At 72.6% G+C, this 14,040-nt stretch carries 11 protein-coding genes; 4 read left to right on the plus strand and 7 right to left on the minus strand.

From position 1 onward, the window contains the following. The 4 genes from ABZS54_RS37785 to ABZS54_RS37800 form a co-directional block, all read right to left on the minus strand. A partial coding sequence (locus ABZS54_RS37785) for an alpha-(1->3)-arabinofuranosyltransferase family protein (protein WP_355546583.1) occupies positions 1-3,881 on the minus strand: 3,881 nt, incomplete at its 3' end. 148 nt (positions 3,882-4,029) lie between these two features. Then, positions 4,030-4,755 (minus strand): class I SAM-dependent methyltransferase, encoded by a 726-nt coding sequence (locus tag ABZS54_RS37790; protein ID WP_355546563.1) that lies wholly within the window; start codon positions 4,753-4,755, stop codon positions 4,030-4,032. 4 nt (positions 4,756-4,759) lie between these two features. After that, positions 4,760-5,938 carry a glycosyltransferase family 4 protein gene (locus ABZS54_RS37795; protein ID WP_355546565.1) on the minus strand — a complete coding sequence of 393 codons (1,179 nt, stop codon included), beginning with the start codon at positions 5,936-5,938 and terminating at the stop codon, positions 4,760-4,762. A gap of 152 nt (positions 5,939-6,090) precedes the next feature. After that, positions 6,091-7,155 (minus strand): DUF3068 domain-containing protein, encoded by a 1,065-nt coding sequence (locus ABZS54_RS37800; protein WP_355546567.1) that lies wholly within the window; start codon positions 7,153-7,155, stop codon positions 6,091-6,093. A 169-nt stretch (positions 7,156-7,324) separates the two neighbouring features. On the opposite strand from ABZS54_RS37800, the gene ABZS54_RS37805 reads away from it, so the two are divergent. Continuing rightward, the gene (locus ABZS54_RS37805) at positions 7,325-7,489 is read left to right on the plus strand and encodes a hypothetical protein (RefSeq protein WP_355546569.1); all 165 of its coding nucleotides are present in this window, start codon (positions 7,325-7,327) and stop codon (positions 7,487-7,489) included. Positions 7,490-7,578: 89 nt separating this feature from the next. Beyond that, positions 7,579-8,793 carry a helix-turn-helix domain-containing protein gene (locus tag ABZS54_RS37810; protein WP_355546571.1) on the plus strand — a complete coding sequence of 405 codons (1,215 nt, stop codon included), beginning with the start codon at positions 7,579-7,581 and terminating at the stop codon, positions 8,791-8,793. Here ABZS54_RS37810 and ABZS54_RS37815 read toward each other — a convergent pair. Further along, complete coding sequence (locus ABZS54_RS37815) at positions 8,790-9,047, minus strand: hypothetical protein (RefSeq protein ID WP_355546573.1); 258 nt, start codon at positions 9,045-9,047, stop codon at positions 8,790-8,792. The genes ABZS54_RS37810 and ABZS54_RS37815 overlap by 4 nt on opposite strands. 243 nt (positions 9,048-9,290) lie before the next feature. Here ABZS54_RS37815 and ABZS54_RS37820 point away from each other — a divergent pair, with 243 nt between their 5' ends. Then, complete coding sequence (locus ABZS54_RS37820; RefSeq protein WP_355546575.1) at positions 9,291-9,485, plus strand: DUF5999 family protein; 195 nt, start codon at positions 9,291-9,293, stop codon at positions 9,483-9,485. A gap of 333 nt (positions 9,486-9,818) precedes the next feature. On the opposite strand, the gene ABZS54_RS37825 is transcribed toward ABZS54_RS37820, so the two are convergent. Then, entirely contained in the window at positions 9,819-11,960 is a 2,142-nt protein-coding gene (locus ABZS54_RS37825; protein ID WP_355546577.1) for an ATP-binding protein, read from the minus strand. A 240-nt stretch (positions 11,961-12,200) separates the two neighbouring features. Next, positions 12,201-12,878, minus strand: a complete 678-nt coding sequence (locus ABZS54_RS37830; protein WP_355546579.1) for a response regulator transcription factor — start codon at positions 12,876-12,878, stop codon at positions 12,201-12,203. Positions 12,879-13,045: 167 nt separating this feature from the next. Here ABZS54_RS37830 and ABZS54_RS37835 point away from each other — a divergent pair, with 167 nt between their 5' ends. Beyond that, on the plus strand, positions 13,046-13,843 hold the full coding sequence (locus ABZS54_RS37835; protein ID WP_355546581.1) for a TIGR03084 family metal-binding protein: 798 nt from the start codon (positions 13,046-13,048) through the stop codon (positions 13,841-13,843). Positions 13,844-14,040 lie beyond the last annotated feature (197 nt).

Consider the following 14,040-nt stretch of genomic DNA (forward strand, 5'->3'; position numbering starts at 1 on the left):
GGCACCAGCAGCGCGAACGGGCCCGCCACGACGGCGACCACGACGGTGAGCGCGAACACGCCCAGGATGCGGCCGGGCGGCGGCGGGTCGATGGGCGGCTCGACGAGGCCGGTCGGGTCCGGGTTGCGGCGTCGTACGAAGGCGAGCGCGATCAGGGCGGCCAGGGCCACCGCGCCGCCGATCAGCCCGGCCCGGTAGATGCCGCCCGGTTCGTAGTCGAGTTCGACGGTGCCGGCCGCGCCTGCGGGCACCAGCCAGCCCTGCTGCCAGCCGTCGATGCGTACCGGACGCAGCTCCTTGCCGTGCAACGTGGCCTTCCAACCGGAGTTGCGGTTCTCGTACATCTGGAGATAGGTGGCCTCGCCCGCTCCCATCCGCACCGAGCGGTGATCGCCGCTCCAGTCGGCGGCGGTGGCCGATCGGGCCGACTGCCGGGCCGGGGCCGGGAGTCGGCCTCGGGTCGCGGTCACGTCGGTGATCCCCAGCGGGCCCTGGTTGCCGGCCTCGACCGTGTGCAGCCCCGGACCCAGCGGCAGGGAGGCGCCGGATGCCTCCGCGGCGCACAACTTCACCGATATGGGCCGGCGTTCGATCAGGTCGCGCACCGAGCCGGAAGCGCTGGTGGCGTGCAGCACGCCGTCCACGGCCAGCGACGGCCCCTGTCCGCACGGCAGTGAGAAGGCCGATTTGGGGTCCGGCGGGCGGGTACGCAGCCCGGCCAGCGCCGGGATGTGGATCTCGCTGAGGCCCACCGGCAGTTGCAGTCGCTTATCGGCGAGCGGGTTGTGCACGGTCAGCGGCGCGGTCCGGGTGATCGTGACGGTGATGTGGTCGGTGTCGATCGGGCCGAATCGGGCCAGTCCGTTCTCGTCGACGGTGGTGGTCACCGAGCCGTTCGGCGAGCTGATCCGCACCTCTTGCGGTCGGCTGGACAGCCCTCCTGCCGCACCGAAGACGATCTGATCGATGGTGGTGCGGTCGGGCCAGCTCAGGTGGACCACCGGTCGATCCCCGGCGATCCATGCCGTGGTCAGGTCGCCGTCCACGAGATTGCGTGGGCTGAGCGAACGGCCGGTGTGGCCGGTCGACTCGGCGGTCGCGGTGATCCGCTTCGCCTGTTCGGGTGCGGCGCCCACCACCACCCGGTCCAGTTCCGGACCCGGCACCGCAACGGCGCGGATGTCGAAGGCGAAGTCACCGGCCTGCGGGTTGTTGAACCGGCGGTGCAGCCCATCCTCCGCCGCCACCGGAGAGAGCCCGCCGAGGTCGGTGTCGCGGTGCAGCGAGTAGACCGAGGCCTCGGCGCCGCTCCCGTCGGCGTCGATGGGCAGGCGCAGCAGCCGGGAGACCTGTACGCCGGGGATGGCCACCTCGGCGAAGCCCGCGCCGGACAGGCCGGTTCGCGCGGTCTGCGCGTCCAGGATGGTGACCTTGAGCCACTTGGCCGACCCGGGGGGCGCCTGCACCGGTTGCGCGGTGCCCTCGGGCCGCAGCGGGCTGTCCTTGGTGCCGCGGTCGGTCTCGATCCGCACCCGGGTCGGCACGGCGCGCATGCCGTCGCCGGCCAGTGGGGTCAGCAGCAGCGACCCGGGGATGTCGGTCGGCGCGGTGAAGGTGATCTTCAGCCACTGGCCGTCCGGTTTGCCGGGGCTGCCCTCGGCCCAGGCGGTCGCCGGGTCGCCGTCGAAGGCGTTCACCGGGTCGAACTGCGGCAGGTGGAAGAGCCAGTTGCCGCTGCTGGACGCGCTTACCGTCGCCGCGCCGCGCAGCTCGGCGGTGCTTTGGTGGTCGGCGCCGTCGACGGGCAGGATCTGCTTCGGCTTCGCACCGGGGTTCTGCGCGCTGTCGGAGGGATTGCGTTCGTTCGAGGTATACGGGTAGGACGTGTTGGAGTTGATCAGCCCGAAGCGGGTGTCCGCGCGGCGCAGTCCGTCCGCGACGAGCTGGGTGCCGGGCCGGTCGATGCCCGGATGGGCGTCGCCGGTGAGCACCGTGGGCCGGTCGCGCAGGGTGGGATCGGCGGACAGTTGCAGGAGCGCCTCCGGGCCGCCGCTGAGCAGCGCCGTGTCGGCGACCGCGCGGCTGCCGACCCGGCCGGGCTGCGGGGTGTCCGCGGCCGGTTCGTAGATCTCGACGGCCTGCCGGCGGCTGAACAGGCCCTGCACCTGGATCGGGGTCTGCTCGGGGATCCGGCCGCCGGTGATCAGCGGCCCGAATCCGGTGACCCGGTGGTATCCGGACGACTCCAGGGTGCGGGTGACGGTGATCGGCGGGACGTAGCCGATCTGGTCCGGGTCCAGGTCGTTGCGTACCACCACCGCGTACAACCCGGCGCGGGAGAGGAAGTCGCGCAGCCCGGGCACCACGCCGCCGGTGAGCAGCGCCTGCTCCACCGCGTCGGTCGTCCGCCGCACCCCGGGCGTGCCGAACGGGACGAAGTCCCGCTGCGCCCACGGGGAATCGGCGAGCGAGTCGAGCGGGTCGTCGATCGGGGAGCCCCACGTGTACAGCCCGTGGGCGGTCGCGGGCACCACCAGGGCCCGGCTGTCCGGCGAGTGCTTCTCCAGCCAGTCGGCGGTTTGCCGCCAGTGGTCGGGCAGCTTGGTGAAGGCCCCCGGTTGCAGCACCGTGCCGTTGAGGTACGGCCAGGCCAGGCCGGGCAGGATCAGCAGTGCGGCGACCGCGGGCGCGAACCGGCGGGCCGGCCGGGGCAGGACCGGGCCGCGCTCGCCCACCGTGCCCACCAGGTGGGCCAGTCCGAGCACCAGGGCCAGCGCCAGGCCCGGCTCGAATTTGTAGATGTTGCGGAACGGGCGCAGCCACCCGTCGAGCCAGTCGCGGGCGGTGCCGTGGAACGGCGCGCCGAACGAACCGTCGTAGCCGGCAAGGGCGATCAGCGCCACGATCAGCACGGTCAGGGTCAACCAGCGGCGCTCGGGCAGGTCGCGGCGGGCCAGCCCGGCAAGGCCGAGCGCGGCGGCGAACGCCGAGCCCAGGATGGTGACCACGGCGGTCGCCACGGTCCAGCCGGCCGGCAGCCACGGCTCACCGAAGTGGAGATAGGCGACCCAGTCGCCCGCGCCGCGCAGCAGTTCCGTCGCGGACATCGTGCTCGTGGTGGTCTCGGCCTGCTCGATGTACGGCAGGAAGTTCTCGCCGTAGATGCCGAGCAGCAGCAGTGGGACCACCCACCACGCGGTGGCCAACAGCACACCGGGAATCCACCAGCCGATCAGCGCCCACTTGCGTGGCCCGGCCGGGCGGGTGAGCAGGTACAGACCGACCGGCAGCAGCGCGGCCAGGGTCGAGGCGGCGTTGACGCCACCCATGAACGGGATCAGCAGCGCCGAACGGGCCGCGGCCGTACGCGGGTTCAGTCGCGACGAGGCCAGCGGCAACAGCACCCACGGCAGCAGCGCACCGGGCAGCACCGCGGCCGAGGTGGACCCGATCACGATGGTGAAGGTCGGCCACAGCGCGTAGGCCACCGCGCCGAGCAGCCGGCTGCGCGCGGTGCCCACCCGCAGCCGCTCGGCCAGCCGCAGCGCGCCCCAGAAGGCGGCGCTGACGATCAGCGAGAGCCACAGTCGTTCGGCGAGCCAGATCGGCAGGTGGATCAGGTCGGCCAGCGCGTAGTAGGGCAGGATCGGGAAGGCATAGCCGACGTACTGGTCGGCGATGCCGCCGAAGCCGCCCCGGTCGTGCCACAGGTTGCCCAGATCACCGATGAACCCCCAGGGATCGGTGACCACACCGAGCTTGGTCTCGAAGGTCATTTTGCCCGGGGCCTTGGCCAGGAACGCGACGAAGACGACCGCCCAGAACACCGGCAGCAGGGTCCACCGGCACGGCCGGTCGGCCGGTGGTTCGGCCGGCGGCACCTCGGCGGGCGGCCGGCCGGGCCGGGCCGGAGGGAGGGACAGGGTCGTATCGGTCACGAGTGCCTCCTGCGGAGCGCGCCGCGATGCCCGGGCGCCGGGATGCCGGCGGCGGGACCGACGGATGCGTCGGGCGATGGCGCCGCCGCGATCACGGGCACCGCCGAAGAATGAGGAGCAGGTTCCAGGTGAGGACCTCACGCAGCCCGGGAACACGGGTGACCGCGCCGGGCAGGAAGGGCCAGTAGCGGGAGCGGGCCGAGACCACCAGCACGTCCGGGCGGGCCCGGACGTGCCGCAGCGTGGGCCCGATGTGCACGGCGAACAGGTTCTCGCCCAGGGTGTGCTTGGCGGCACGACCGGTGTGCCGCGCATAGCGGGCCCGGGCGCGTTCGGCGCCCAGGTAGTGCCAGGGCGCCCACTCGTGACCGCCCCACGGGGAGTACCAGTTGGTGAAGGAGACGTAGATCAATCCGCCCGGGTGGGTGACCCGGACCAACTCGCTCAGGAAGGTCTGCGGATCCGCGACGTGCTCCAGCACATTGGACGAGAAGCACACGTCGGCGACACCGTCGGCCAGCGGCAACAGGTAGCCGTCGGCGACCACGGCACCCTCGGGCGGTCTGCCGTGCCCGGCCAGTTCCCGCGGATCGGGTTCGAAGAGGTATCCGTGGGCTCCGCGTCGGCGGAACTCCCGGGTGAAGTGGCCATTGCCGCCGCCCACGTCCACCACCACCCGACCGCGCAGCCGGACATGCCGCTCGACCTGGTCGGCGGCGTCGCGGGCGAGCAGCCCGTAGCACCGATCCGGGTCCTGCCGCTCGTGCCGGAAGGCGCGAGCGAGCGCGATCGACCTGCGCAGCGACGGGTCCTTCACCCGGTCACCACCCGGGGTCGTGTCCGGTGACCGGGGCGGCCACGGCCTCGGCGGCCACGGCCCGGAACCGGCGCACCGTGGCGGTCCAGCGAAACCGGGCGGCGCGCAGCCCGGCGGCGGCGCTCATCGCCGCGCATCGCTCGGGACTGAGCGCCAGCGCGCACCACGCGGCGGCGAACGAACTCTCGCCCCGGGCCAGAACTCCGGTGATGCCGTCGTCGATCGAGTCGCGCAGCCCGGGAATGTCGAAGCCGATGGCCGGCGTGTGCCGGGCCGCGGCCTCGGTCACCACCAGGCCCCAGCCCTCGACCAGGGAGGGATGCAGCAACAGCCAGGCCGAGCACAACAACCGGTGCTTCTCGGCCTCGGAGACCCGGCCGGTGAACACCACACCGGGCCCGGCGAGGGCGCGCAGCCGGTCGCGTTCGGGCCCGTCGCCGACGATGAGCAGTCGGCCGCCGGTCACCGGTCGGACCCGCTCCCACAGGCGCAGCAGCAGGTCGATGCGCTTGTACTCGACCAGCCGGCCCACCGCCACGAAAAGTGGCTCCGGCGACTTGGCGGCCCGCGGCCCCGGTTCCTCGACGCCGTTGTGCACGACGCGGATCCGCTCGGGCGGGACCCCGATCGCGCGCAGCGCGGCGGCGGTCGAACCGGACACCGCGACGATCAGGTTGCCCCGATGCGCGCCGGCCAGCCCCCAGCGCTCCAGGCGCCGGCCCAGCCGCGCGGCGGGGCCCGGGAACCGCATCCCCCACAGGTCGGTGTGCACGTGGTTGACCAGGCACAGGGTGGGACCGCGGTGCCACAGCGGGCTCAGGTAGGGCACGCCGTTGCAGACCTCGACGAGCAGGTCGCAGCCACCGACGCGGCGGTCGAAAGCACGGCGTGCGCGCAGGTAGTGGTCGGTGTCGCCGCCGACCGAGACCACCTGATAGTCGCGGTCGGCGGCGGGTCCACCGCACAGCAGGGTCACCTGGTGGCCGTGGGCGGTGAGTCCGTCCGCCAGTCGATCGACCAGCAGTTCCGAGCCGCCCGCGGCCGGGTTGGCCAGGTCGCGGCGGGCCAGGAAGACGATCCGGCGAGGATGGGGGGACCGGTCGGACGCGGGACCGCGCGGTACGGATTCGAGCGGTGCCGAGGGGGACACCGGACGCAGCGCGGGGGGCACGTGCTGGGGCATGTGAGCTCCAACTCGTATCGGGCCTGGATCGAACGCGGATGGGTGCGTGGGAAGTGCGGGATGTGCGGGGTGGGTTCGAGTTTTTCGTCACCCCGTGCGCGGCGGCTACTCACGCAGGTGACAATTTTGCCGCCGCGATCACCGACGAATCGTCAGTTCGGTGCCGGCCGGCCGGAGTTCTTTCGCCCGGCCGTCCCGGGGCGCAGCCGTGGCAATCGGCGTCGGCGGGCCCGTGCGTCCCGATCGGCGGCCGGCTCGGCACCGGGTCCGTCGCGCCGTGGTCCGCGGACCACCGACAGCACTCCGAGCGCGGCGAGCACGGCCCCCGCGCCACCCGCGGCGATCGGTGCGGTCTCGCCGACCAGCACCAGCTTGGCGTCGTCCTTCTTCGCCAAATCGACCTGCCGGCGCCGGGTTTGCGGGGTGAAGCGGATCTCGGCGCTGTCGAGCAGCACCACCGAGGCCGAGCTCGCGCCGGGTGCCCGCAGGGTCTTGTGCGGGGCGATCTTCGCGTCGATGACCCGCCCGGTGCGCGGGTCGACGACCAGGTCGACACCGGCGTTCGCGTACCACTCCTCGGCGAGCACCTGTGGTTGCGCGACGCCGACCAGGCTGCCCGGGACCTGCCGGTCGCCGACCCGGGTGTCCGGGACGGTGCCGGTGAAGCGATAGCCGCGGTGTCCGCGCACCTTCACCGTGCCGCGGTAGTCCAGCGGGATCGCCGCCCCCAACGTCTCGTCCCACCAGCGGTAACGCCGCTTTTCCAGGTCGAACGGGAACTTCAGGAACGCCTCGCCCTGGATCGCCGGCGTCTCCCCGCAGCAGTGCACGGGGGCATTGGTACGCCGGTCGGTCACCCAACGGGCCACCGTCCACTGGTAGGACCGACGCGGGTCGTGCTCGGCCAGGGTGGCGGGGGTGTCGATGGTGGTCGACACGTCCCACACCGCGCGGCCGCTGCGCTCGGCCTCCGCGACATCGCCCACCACCCGGCGGGTCACGGTGAGCGTCTCGCCGTGCACCGGCCGCAGCGCGGTGGTGTCGAAATAGCTCCCGGTACCGGCGAACACCACGGTGTCATCGATGTCGAGAGGGGTGCGCTCGGCCTGCGGCTCGACGTACCAGGCCAGCATCGAGGCCAGCACGAGCAGGAAGACTCCGGCTCCGAGCAGAGCCAGGGAAAGGATCGGGGAACGGAAGGAAATGGCGCGGCGCATCCGGCACTCCTGACGGCAAAGGGCCTCGGGGACGTGCACGTCTGTCTCAGGCCGGGAACCGTAGGCGCACCCTTGACGGAGTGTCAATACACCTCGCACACTGTGTTCATTGCAGAGCCGGTGCATGGGAATGGGCGGGGTGCCCTCCGATCGAGAGGCTCGTCGAAGCATGCACAGACTGCTCGCTGCCGGGTTGACCGTGATCCTTGCCGCCGCCCTCGCCGTCGGTGCCGCGTTCGGCATCGTCGTCGCGTTGCACAAGACCCCCGAGCAACCCAACGTCCCGCTCGTGACGTTCCGCACCGATCCCACAGCGCCGAATCCGCAGCCCTGATGCCGACCCCGCATGCCGGGAAACGGGTCCGGCCACGGGTACACGCCGCCGTGGAGGGCATCGACCACCCGCCCCGAGGGAGAGGCGACATGACGGTGCGCACCGCGTGGCGGAACGTGCCTCGGCCGCAACTGCGCCGGTTCGCCGATCTGGCCATTGCCGAGATCCCAGACCTGGCGCAGGGCATCCTGCGCGACATTCGGATCGAATACCCCACACTGCCGCTGGTCCCGGACGAGTCCGGCGAACCGATGGCCCTGGTCGCCATCCGGCGCGCCCTGGTGGACTTCGTCGATCACCTGCTCGCCACCGACGACCGCCGGCACGAACGACTGGAACTGTTCGAGATGTTCGGCCGTGCCGAGGTGCTCCAGGGGCGCAGTCTGGACTCGTTGCAGGCGGTCTACCGGCTCGGCGTGCGACTCGCGTGGCGACGGCTGGCCGAGATCGGCCAGCTGGTGGAGATCCCGCCGCCCGCGATGTACGAACTCGCCGAGGCGGGCTTCGAATACCTCGACGGCCTGGTCGCCCAGTCCGTGCACGGCTACGCCGAGGCCGCGGCCCGTCAGGTGGGCGAACGCCTGTGGGCGCAGAAGCGCCTGATCAAGATGATGCTCACCGAGTACGGCACCGAACCCGCGAGCGCGCTCGCCGAGCACGCCGCCCGGATCGGCTGGCTGCTGCCCGAACAGGTCGCCGTGGGCGTGCTGTTGCGTCCCGCGCCGGACGCGGTCGCGCCCGCGGTGGGCCGGGATGTGCTCTTGGACATGGAGTGCGAACGGCCCCGGATGATCCTGCCCGACCCGGACGCGGCCGGTCGTCCCGAACTGCTGCGCCGGGCGATGGCGGGCTGGTCGGGCGCGATCGGCCCGTCCGTGCCGCTGGCCGACGCGGCCAAGTCGCTGCACTGGGCCTGTACCGCGCTGCGTCTGATGGAGCGCGGCCAACTGCCCGACGGGCGGGTGATCCGCTGTACCGAGCACACCGAGGCACTGGTGTTGCTGCCGCCCGAGGAACTGATCGAGGACCTGGCCCGCCGCTGTCTGGCGCCGCTGGACAACTGCCCACCCGCGCACTCGCGTCGACTGGCCGCGACGCTGCTCGCCTGGTTGGAGACGCGCGGCGGCGCCCCGGAGATCGCGGCGCGGCTGGGGGTGCACGCGCAGACCGTGCGCTATCGACTGCGCCGGATCCGGGAGTTGCTGGGTGAGGAGATGGACGAACCGGATCGCCGCTTCGAGTTGGAACTGGTGCTTCGGGCCCGGCGATTGCGCGAGGCCAAGGCGGCGGCGCACCGCGACTAGGGCGTCTGCGAGGGGTGCGCCTGTCCGGTGGTCGGCGTCGACGTCGGCGACCACTCCCAAATCTCCGCGGGGGGCCGTTCCGGAGAGGACGGCGGCGCGAACGGGCCCATACGCTTGTTCATCAGGACCAGCATGATCACGAGCAAGATCAGGGTGATCACGGTCAGTGCCAGACCGATGGGGTTGCGGACGTTGTATACGTAGGGGCCCGGTCCCCGCCTGCTCCGCTTGAAGATCGGTTCGTCGTCGTTCACGCCCGGCAGCATATTCCGAACGCGTGAGCGAGAGCCCGCCCGACGGGTCGCGCCGTTCCCGAACGGGATGCCCGGGAGGGCCGCCCGCCCGGCCCGGGACATCGGCCGTGGATTCGGGGCCGTCGGCTCATCCGCCCGGGACCGCGGGAGGCGCACGGTTGGCATGTGACCGAACAACCGACGCACCTCGTGGCAGTTCGTCAACCCGCTGCCACCCACGGCACTTCCGGAAGGACCGGGAGCATGTGCCGGCATTTGCCCCCCTGCCCCGCCGCATCGGCCTCCGACCACCTCGCGGCACACGTCGTACAGAGCCATCCCGAGCAGGGCTGGAGCCTGCTGTGCAACGGCGTGGTGAGCTTCGAGGACACCGGCGCACTGCTGCCCGACGGTGCGATCGAGCCCCCACACCGATCCGCCGCGTGGATGGGTTGGTGATCGCCACCCCTACACTGCCGCCCCCACCGTCGATGACGGTGGGGGCGGCGATCGAGTGTGTCCCTGGGGTCGGTTCAGACCGGCGGGTGTTGCGTGCCCGGCTCGGCGGGTCGGCCCCGTGCGTCGGCCCGAGGCGGTGGGTGGCCGTCGCCAGGATCCGTCGGTTTCGACGAATCCGGGGGTTCCACGGCCACGCACACGTGATTGGGCGGGTGGCAGCCGAGGGGCTGGTCGGGCCGGCTCGGCCCGGGCGGTGGTTCGCCGCCTTTCGGCCGTGGCGTCTTCGACATGATCCATCTCCGTGCTGGACGAGGTGATCGGTGATCGGGTCGATCACCGCTTCTCCACTTTCACTTGGTCGGGGTCCGCCCGCATGTGGTGACGGTCCCGGGTCGGTCCCGGATCGGTCCCGGGTTGGTCCCGGGCGTCGGTCCCGGGTCGTGGGATGACCGCGCGCACGACGGTGCCGTTCTCGTCGCCGCCCGCGGTGAAACTGCCGCCCAGCTCCTCGGCGCGTTCGGCCATCGAGGCGAGGCCGACACCCCCGGTGGCCGCACCGCGCTCGCGCTCCCGATGCCCGACACCGTCGTCGGCCACTTCGAGGACGACGTGGGTGTCGGTGACCCGGACGTCGAGCGTGGCGTTGCGGGCCCGGGCATGCCGGACGACGTTGGTCAGCGCCTCGCCGCAGATCCGGTAGACCGCGACCTCGACGGCGGCGGGCAGCGGCGGTGGCGGATCGGGATCGAAGGCGACCCGGAAGCGCGGATGGGTCCGGCCGTCGCCGTCCAGCCGCGTCGCACACTCGCGCAGCGCGTCGGCCAGACCGAGTCGGGCGAGTGCGGCGGGGGCCAGGCCGTCGGTGATCCGGCGCAGCTCGGTGATCGCCTCGCCGATGCTGCGCGACGCGATCGCCAGCGTGCCCTCGGCCGGGGTGCCCGGCGGTATGCCGGCCCGTGCGGTGTCGACCTGGAGCCGGGTGCCGGACAGCGCGGGGCCGAGGCCGTCGTGCAGGTCGTGGCGAAGCCGGCGACGAGCCTCCTCGCGGGCGAGCACGATGTGCTCGCGGGTCTCCTGGAGTTCCTCGTACAGGCGCAACGACGCGATGGCGGGCGCCGCCTGGTCGGCGAGGAAGCGCAGTACTTCGAGGTCCTGGCGGTCCAGGGTGTCCTGTCCGGGTCGGGGCGGCGCAAAGAGCCGGCCGATCACCACACCCTCGTAGGTGAGCGGGAAGTCGACGCGGTCGGCGTCGGCGCTGCCGATCCGGGCGAGTTCGCGTTCGCCGTGCCGGGTGTCGACCACGACGCCGGCGCCGGGCAGGCCCAGGGTGTGCACGACGGTTCGACAGAGCAGGGTCGGTGCCGCGCCGGGTGCGGGTGCCCGGCTGAGCTGCTCGGAGAGGTCGCGAACCACCTGGTAGGGCCGGGCCCGTTCGCCGTAGTAGAAGCGGTCGACGACGCGCATCGCCCAGCCGATGGTCGGGCGGAGCAGGGCACCGATCAGCAGCGCACCGGTCGCCATCACCAGTGCGCCGGTGGTGCGCGCGCCGGGCAGCACGCCGGAGAGCGCGACGGCGATCCCGAAGTAGCCACCCATCAGCATCGCGGCCAGCGAGAAGGCGGCCAGCACCTTGCGCGCGGACCGGTCGAGGTGCCACTGCCGGTCCCGGGCGAAGGCGTACGCGAAGCAGAGCTGCCACACCAGCACGCCTGCGTAGAGCAGGAATTCATAGAGCGGATCCGAGAGTTCGAGGTGGTAGCCGAGGAAGCTGACGGCCAGCCACAGCAGATAGGGCAGCAGCGGCACGAGCCGTATCGGGTGCGGTCCGGGCGAGCGCACCCAGCGCACGGTCATCACGACGAGGCCGGTGAGGATGACCAGGGGTGGAATCAGGTCCAGGCGCGGGGTCAGCCACCCGTCCAGCCACCGCTGCCCGGTGGCCCAGCCGCCGTGTCGCAGGAAGCTGGGTAGTCCGTACCAGTCGGACCCGGCGTAGTCGTTGTACGCGTGCAGGCCGCTCCACAGCGCGACCGCCACCGGGTAGATCCGCACGGATCGGGCCCTGGGCAGGGTTCCGTCCGGAAGCCACAGCGGCAGTGCGTACATCCCGAACAGGAACACCGCGTCGGCGACCAGCCACAGGGCGATCGCCGCGGCGGCCCAGCCGGGTCCGGCATCGGCGAACACGGCGGTGAACAGGACCGCGCTCGCCAGCGGATGGCACAGGCCGGTCCACAGCAACAACCAGCCCAGGCCGGGTGCGGATCGACGCGAGATCACGAACAGCCCGGAGAGCGCGAAAGCGACGCCCTGGAGGGTGGACACGCCGATCAGAGCGGGTCGTGGGGACACTTTCGGGTCGTCGAGGTGGGTGAGCAGCAGGACCAGGGTGATCAGGCCGCCGACCAGGCAGACGCCGCATACCGCGTAGGCCCGGCCGAAGCCGGAGCGTTGCTCTCGGTTGCCCATGGGCATCTGGCGCCTCCTCACGGGACGTCGGCGAGCGACGGCGCGGACGAGTGGGGCCGGGTGGGACCGAACGGCGCCGAGGGATCGCGGTGCGGGGTTCGGCGGGTCCGGACGTCCCAGAATGGCCGTGGCGGCGTCCCGTGCACACGAGGCAGCGGTCCCATCGGGGTCCCGATTCGGGCCCGGCCGGCGTCCCGATGCGGATCCGGGCCGGGTCCGTCGGCGCGGTGGGGCGCGGTTGCCGGATCAGTTGGCGCCCAGGCCGAAGTCGCGGGCGCGGGCCACCGCCTCCGCGCGGGTGCCGACGTGCAGCTTCTCGAAGATGTGCGTGATGTGGTTGCGCACGGTCTTCTCGGCGAGGAACAGCCTGCGGGCGATGTTCCGGTTGTCCAGGCCCCGGGCGAGCAGGCCCAGCACCTCGCACTCGCGGTTGGTCAGTTCGGGGAAGACCCGCTCGGCGGCCCGCGGGGCGCCGCCCGCCAGCAGCGCGGTCAGCCGGGGCACGGTCTGCGCGCCGAAGACCGCGCCCCCGGCCGCGACCGTGCGCACCGCGTGCAGCACCTCGTTCCGGCCCGCGCCCTTGACCAGGTAGCCACCCGCGCCGGCGCGCATCGCGGCGAGCAGGCTGCCGTCGTCGTCGGACATGGTCAGTACCAGGACCGGCACGGTGGGCGTTTCGGCCGCGATCCTGCGGGTGGCCTCGATTCCGGAGCCGTCCGGCAGCGACAGGTCCATCACCACCAGATCGGGACGCTGCTCGGCGACCGTCACGGGCACCGCGGCGGTCGTTTCCACTTCCGCGACCACCACGATGTCGTGGGCGCTCTCCAGTGCGGCCCGCAACCCTGCCCGGAACAACGGATGGTCGTCCACGATCACGACACGCACTACCTTGAAACCACTCTCCCCAACCACGCGGTACATACTACGTGTGCGCGCGTGGTCGCCGTGTGTGCATGCGACGAGTACCCGGTGGGGCTTGTGTGTTGGGGGACGTGGTGGAACGCTGCCGAAGGTTCGTGCTGTCGGCTCGATGGTCGGAGCCCGCGGGACGCGTGTGCGTCGGCCGGGTGCTGGGAGGGACGGGAACGATGGTGGATCTCGCGGCCGTTCTGGACGACCTCGGGGCGGAGGGTGCCGCGCTGGACCGGCTCGTCGGCGAGTTGGCGCCGCAGGCGTGGGCCACGCCGACGCCCGCGCCGGGGTGGACCATCGCCCATCAGATCGCGCACCTGGCCTGGACCGACGACCAGGTCCGGCTCGCGGCGACCGATCCGGCCGGCTTCGCGGCGGCCGTCGCGGATGCCGCGGCCGATCCCGACGGCTTCGTGGACCGAGGGGCCGAGCGCGGCGCGGCGGTGGGGCCGGCCCGGATCCTGGCCGGTTGGCGTGCCGGTCGCGATGCCGTGGCGAAGGTGCTGGCGGGGGTACCGGCGGGCGGGCGGTTGCCCTGGTACGGCCCGCCGATGAGCGCCGCGTCGATGGCCGGCGCCCGGATCATGGAGACGTGGGCGCACGGACAGGATGTCGCCGACACGCTCGGCGTGCGGCTCCGGCCCACCGCCCGACTGCGCCACGTGGCCCGGATCGGCGTCCGGGCCCGGGACTACGCCTACTCCGTGCACGGGCTGCGGCCGCCCGAGCGGGAGTTCCGGGTCGAACTGAGCGGTGGGCCCGAGGTCGGCGGCGCCTGGACGTACGGCCCCGAGGACGCGGTCGAGCGGGTGACCGGACCGTTGCTCGACTTCTGCCTCCTGGTTACCCGACGCCGGCACGCCGACGACCTCGCCGTCCGTGCGCACGGCGTCGAGTCCGCGCGCTGGCTGGAAATCACCCAGTCCTACGCCGGCCCACCCGGACCGGGCCGCACCCCCGGCCAATTCGGCTGACAAGACGAAGCGGCGGCGCGCGACCAGGACGACTCTTCGATCCCGGCCGAACAGCCCCACGCCCGGCACCGCGTCCGCCCGCGTCCGCCCCACAGGCTCGTCGCACCGACGAATCCTCGAAGGGGACCACCGCGCGGGTGCTTCCCAGGCCCGCCGAGGCGCGGACCGGACGACGCCGCCGGGCCCGGCGGAATGCG

Source organism: Embleya sp. NPDC005575, from assembly GCF_040605455.1.
Taxonomy (GTDB): Bacteria; Actinomycetota; Actinomycetes; order Streptomycetales; family Streptomycetaceae; genus Embleya.

What these genes read in the sequence shown, in the direction of transcription:
- ABZS54_RS37810 (WP_355546571.1), top strand. Translation starts at nt 7,579, where the DNA reads ATGACGGTGCGCACCGCGTGGCGGAACGTGCCTCGGCCGCAACTGCGC.
- ABZS54_RS37795 (WP_355546565.1), bottom strand. Translation starts at nt 5,938, where the DNA reads ATGCCCCAGCACGTGCCCCCCGCGCTGCGTCCGGTGTCCCCCTCGGCA.
- ABZS54_RS37800 (WP_355546567.1), bottom strand. Translation starts at nt 7,155, where the DNA reads ATGCGCCGCGCCATTTCCTTCCGTTCCCCGATCCTTTCCCTGGCTCTG.
- ABZS54_RS37825 (WP_355546577.1), bottom strand. Translation starts at nt 11,960, where the DNA reads ATGCCCATGGGCAACCGAGAGCAACGCTCCGGCTTCGGCCGGGCCTAC.
- ABZS54_RS37830 (WP_355546579.1), bottom strand. Translation starts at nt 12,878, where the DNA reads ATGTACCGCGTGGTTGGGGAGAGTGGTTTCAAGGTAGTGCGTGTCGTG.
- ABZS54_RS37820 (WP_355546575.1), top strand. Translation starts at nt 9,291, where the DNA reads ATGTGCCGGCATTTGCCCCCCTGCCCCGCCGCATCGGCCTCCGACCAC.
- ABZS54_RS37805 (WP_355546569.1), top strand. Translation starts at nt 7,325, where the DNA reads ATGCACAGACTGCTCGCTGCCGGGTTGACCGTGATCCTTGCCGCCGCC.
- ABZS54_RS37835 (WP_355546581.1), top strand. Translation starts at nt 13,046, where the DNA reads ATGGTGGATCTCGCGGCCGTTCTGGACGACCTCGGGGCGGAGGGTGCC.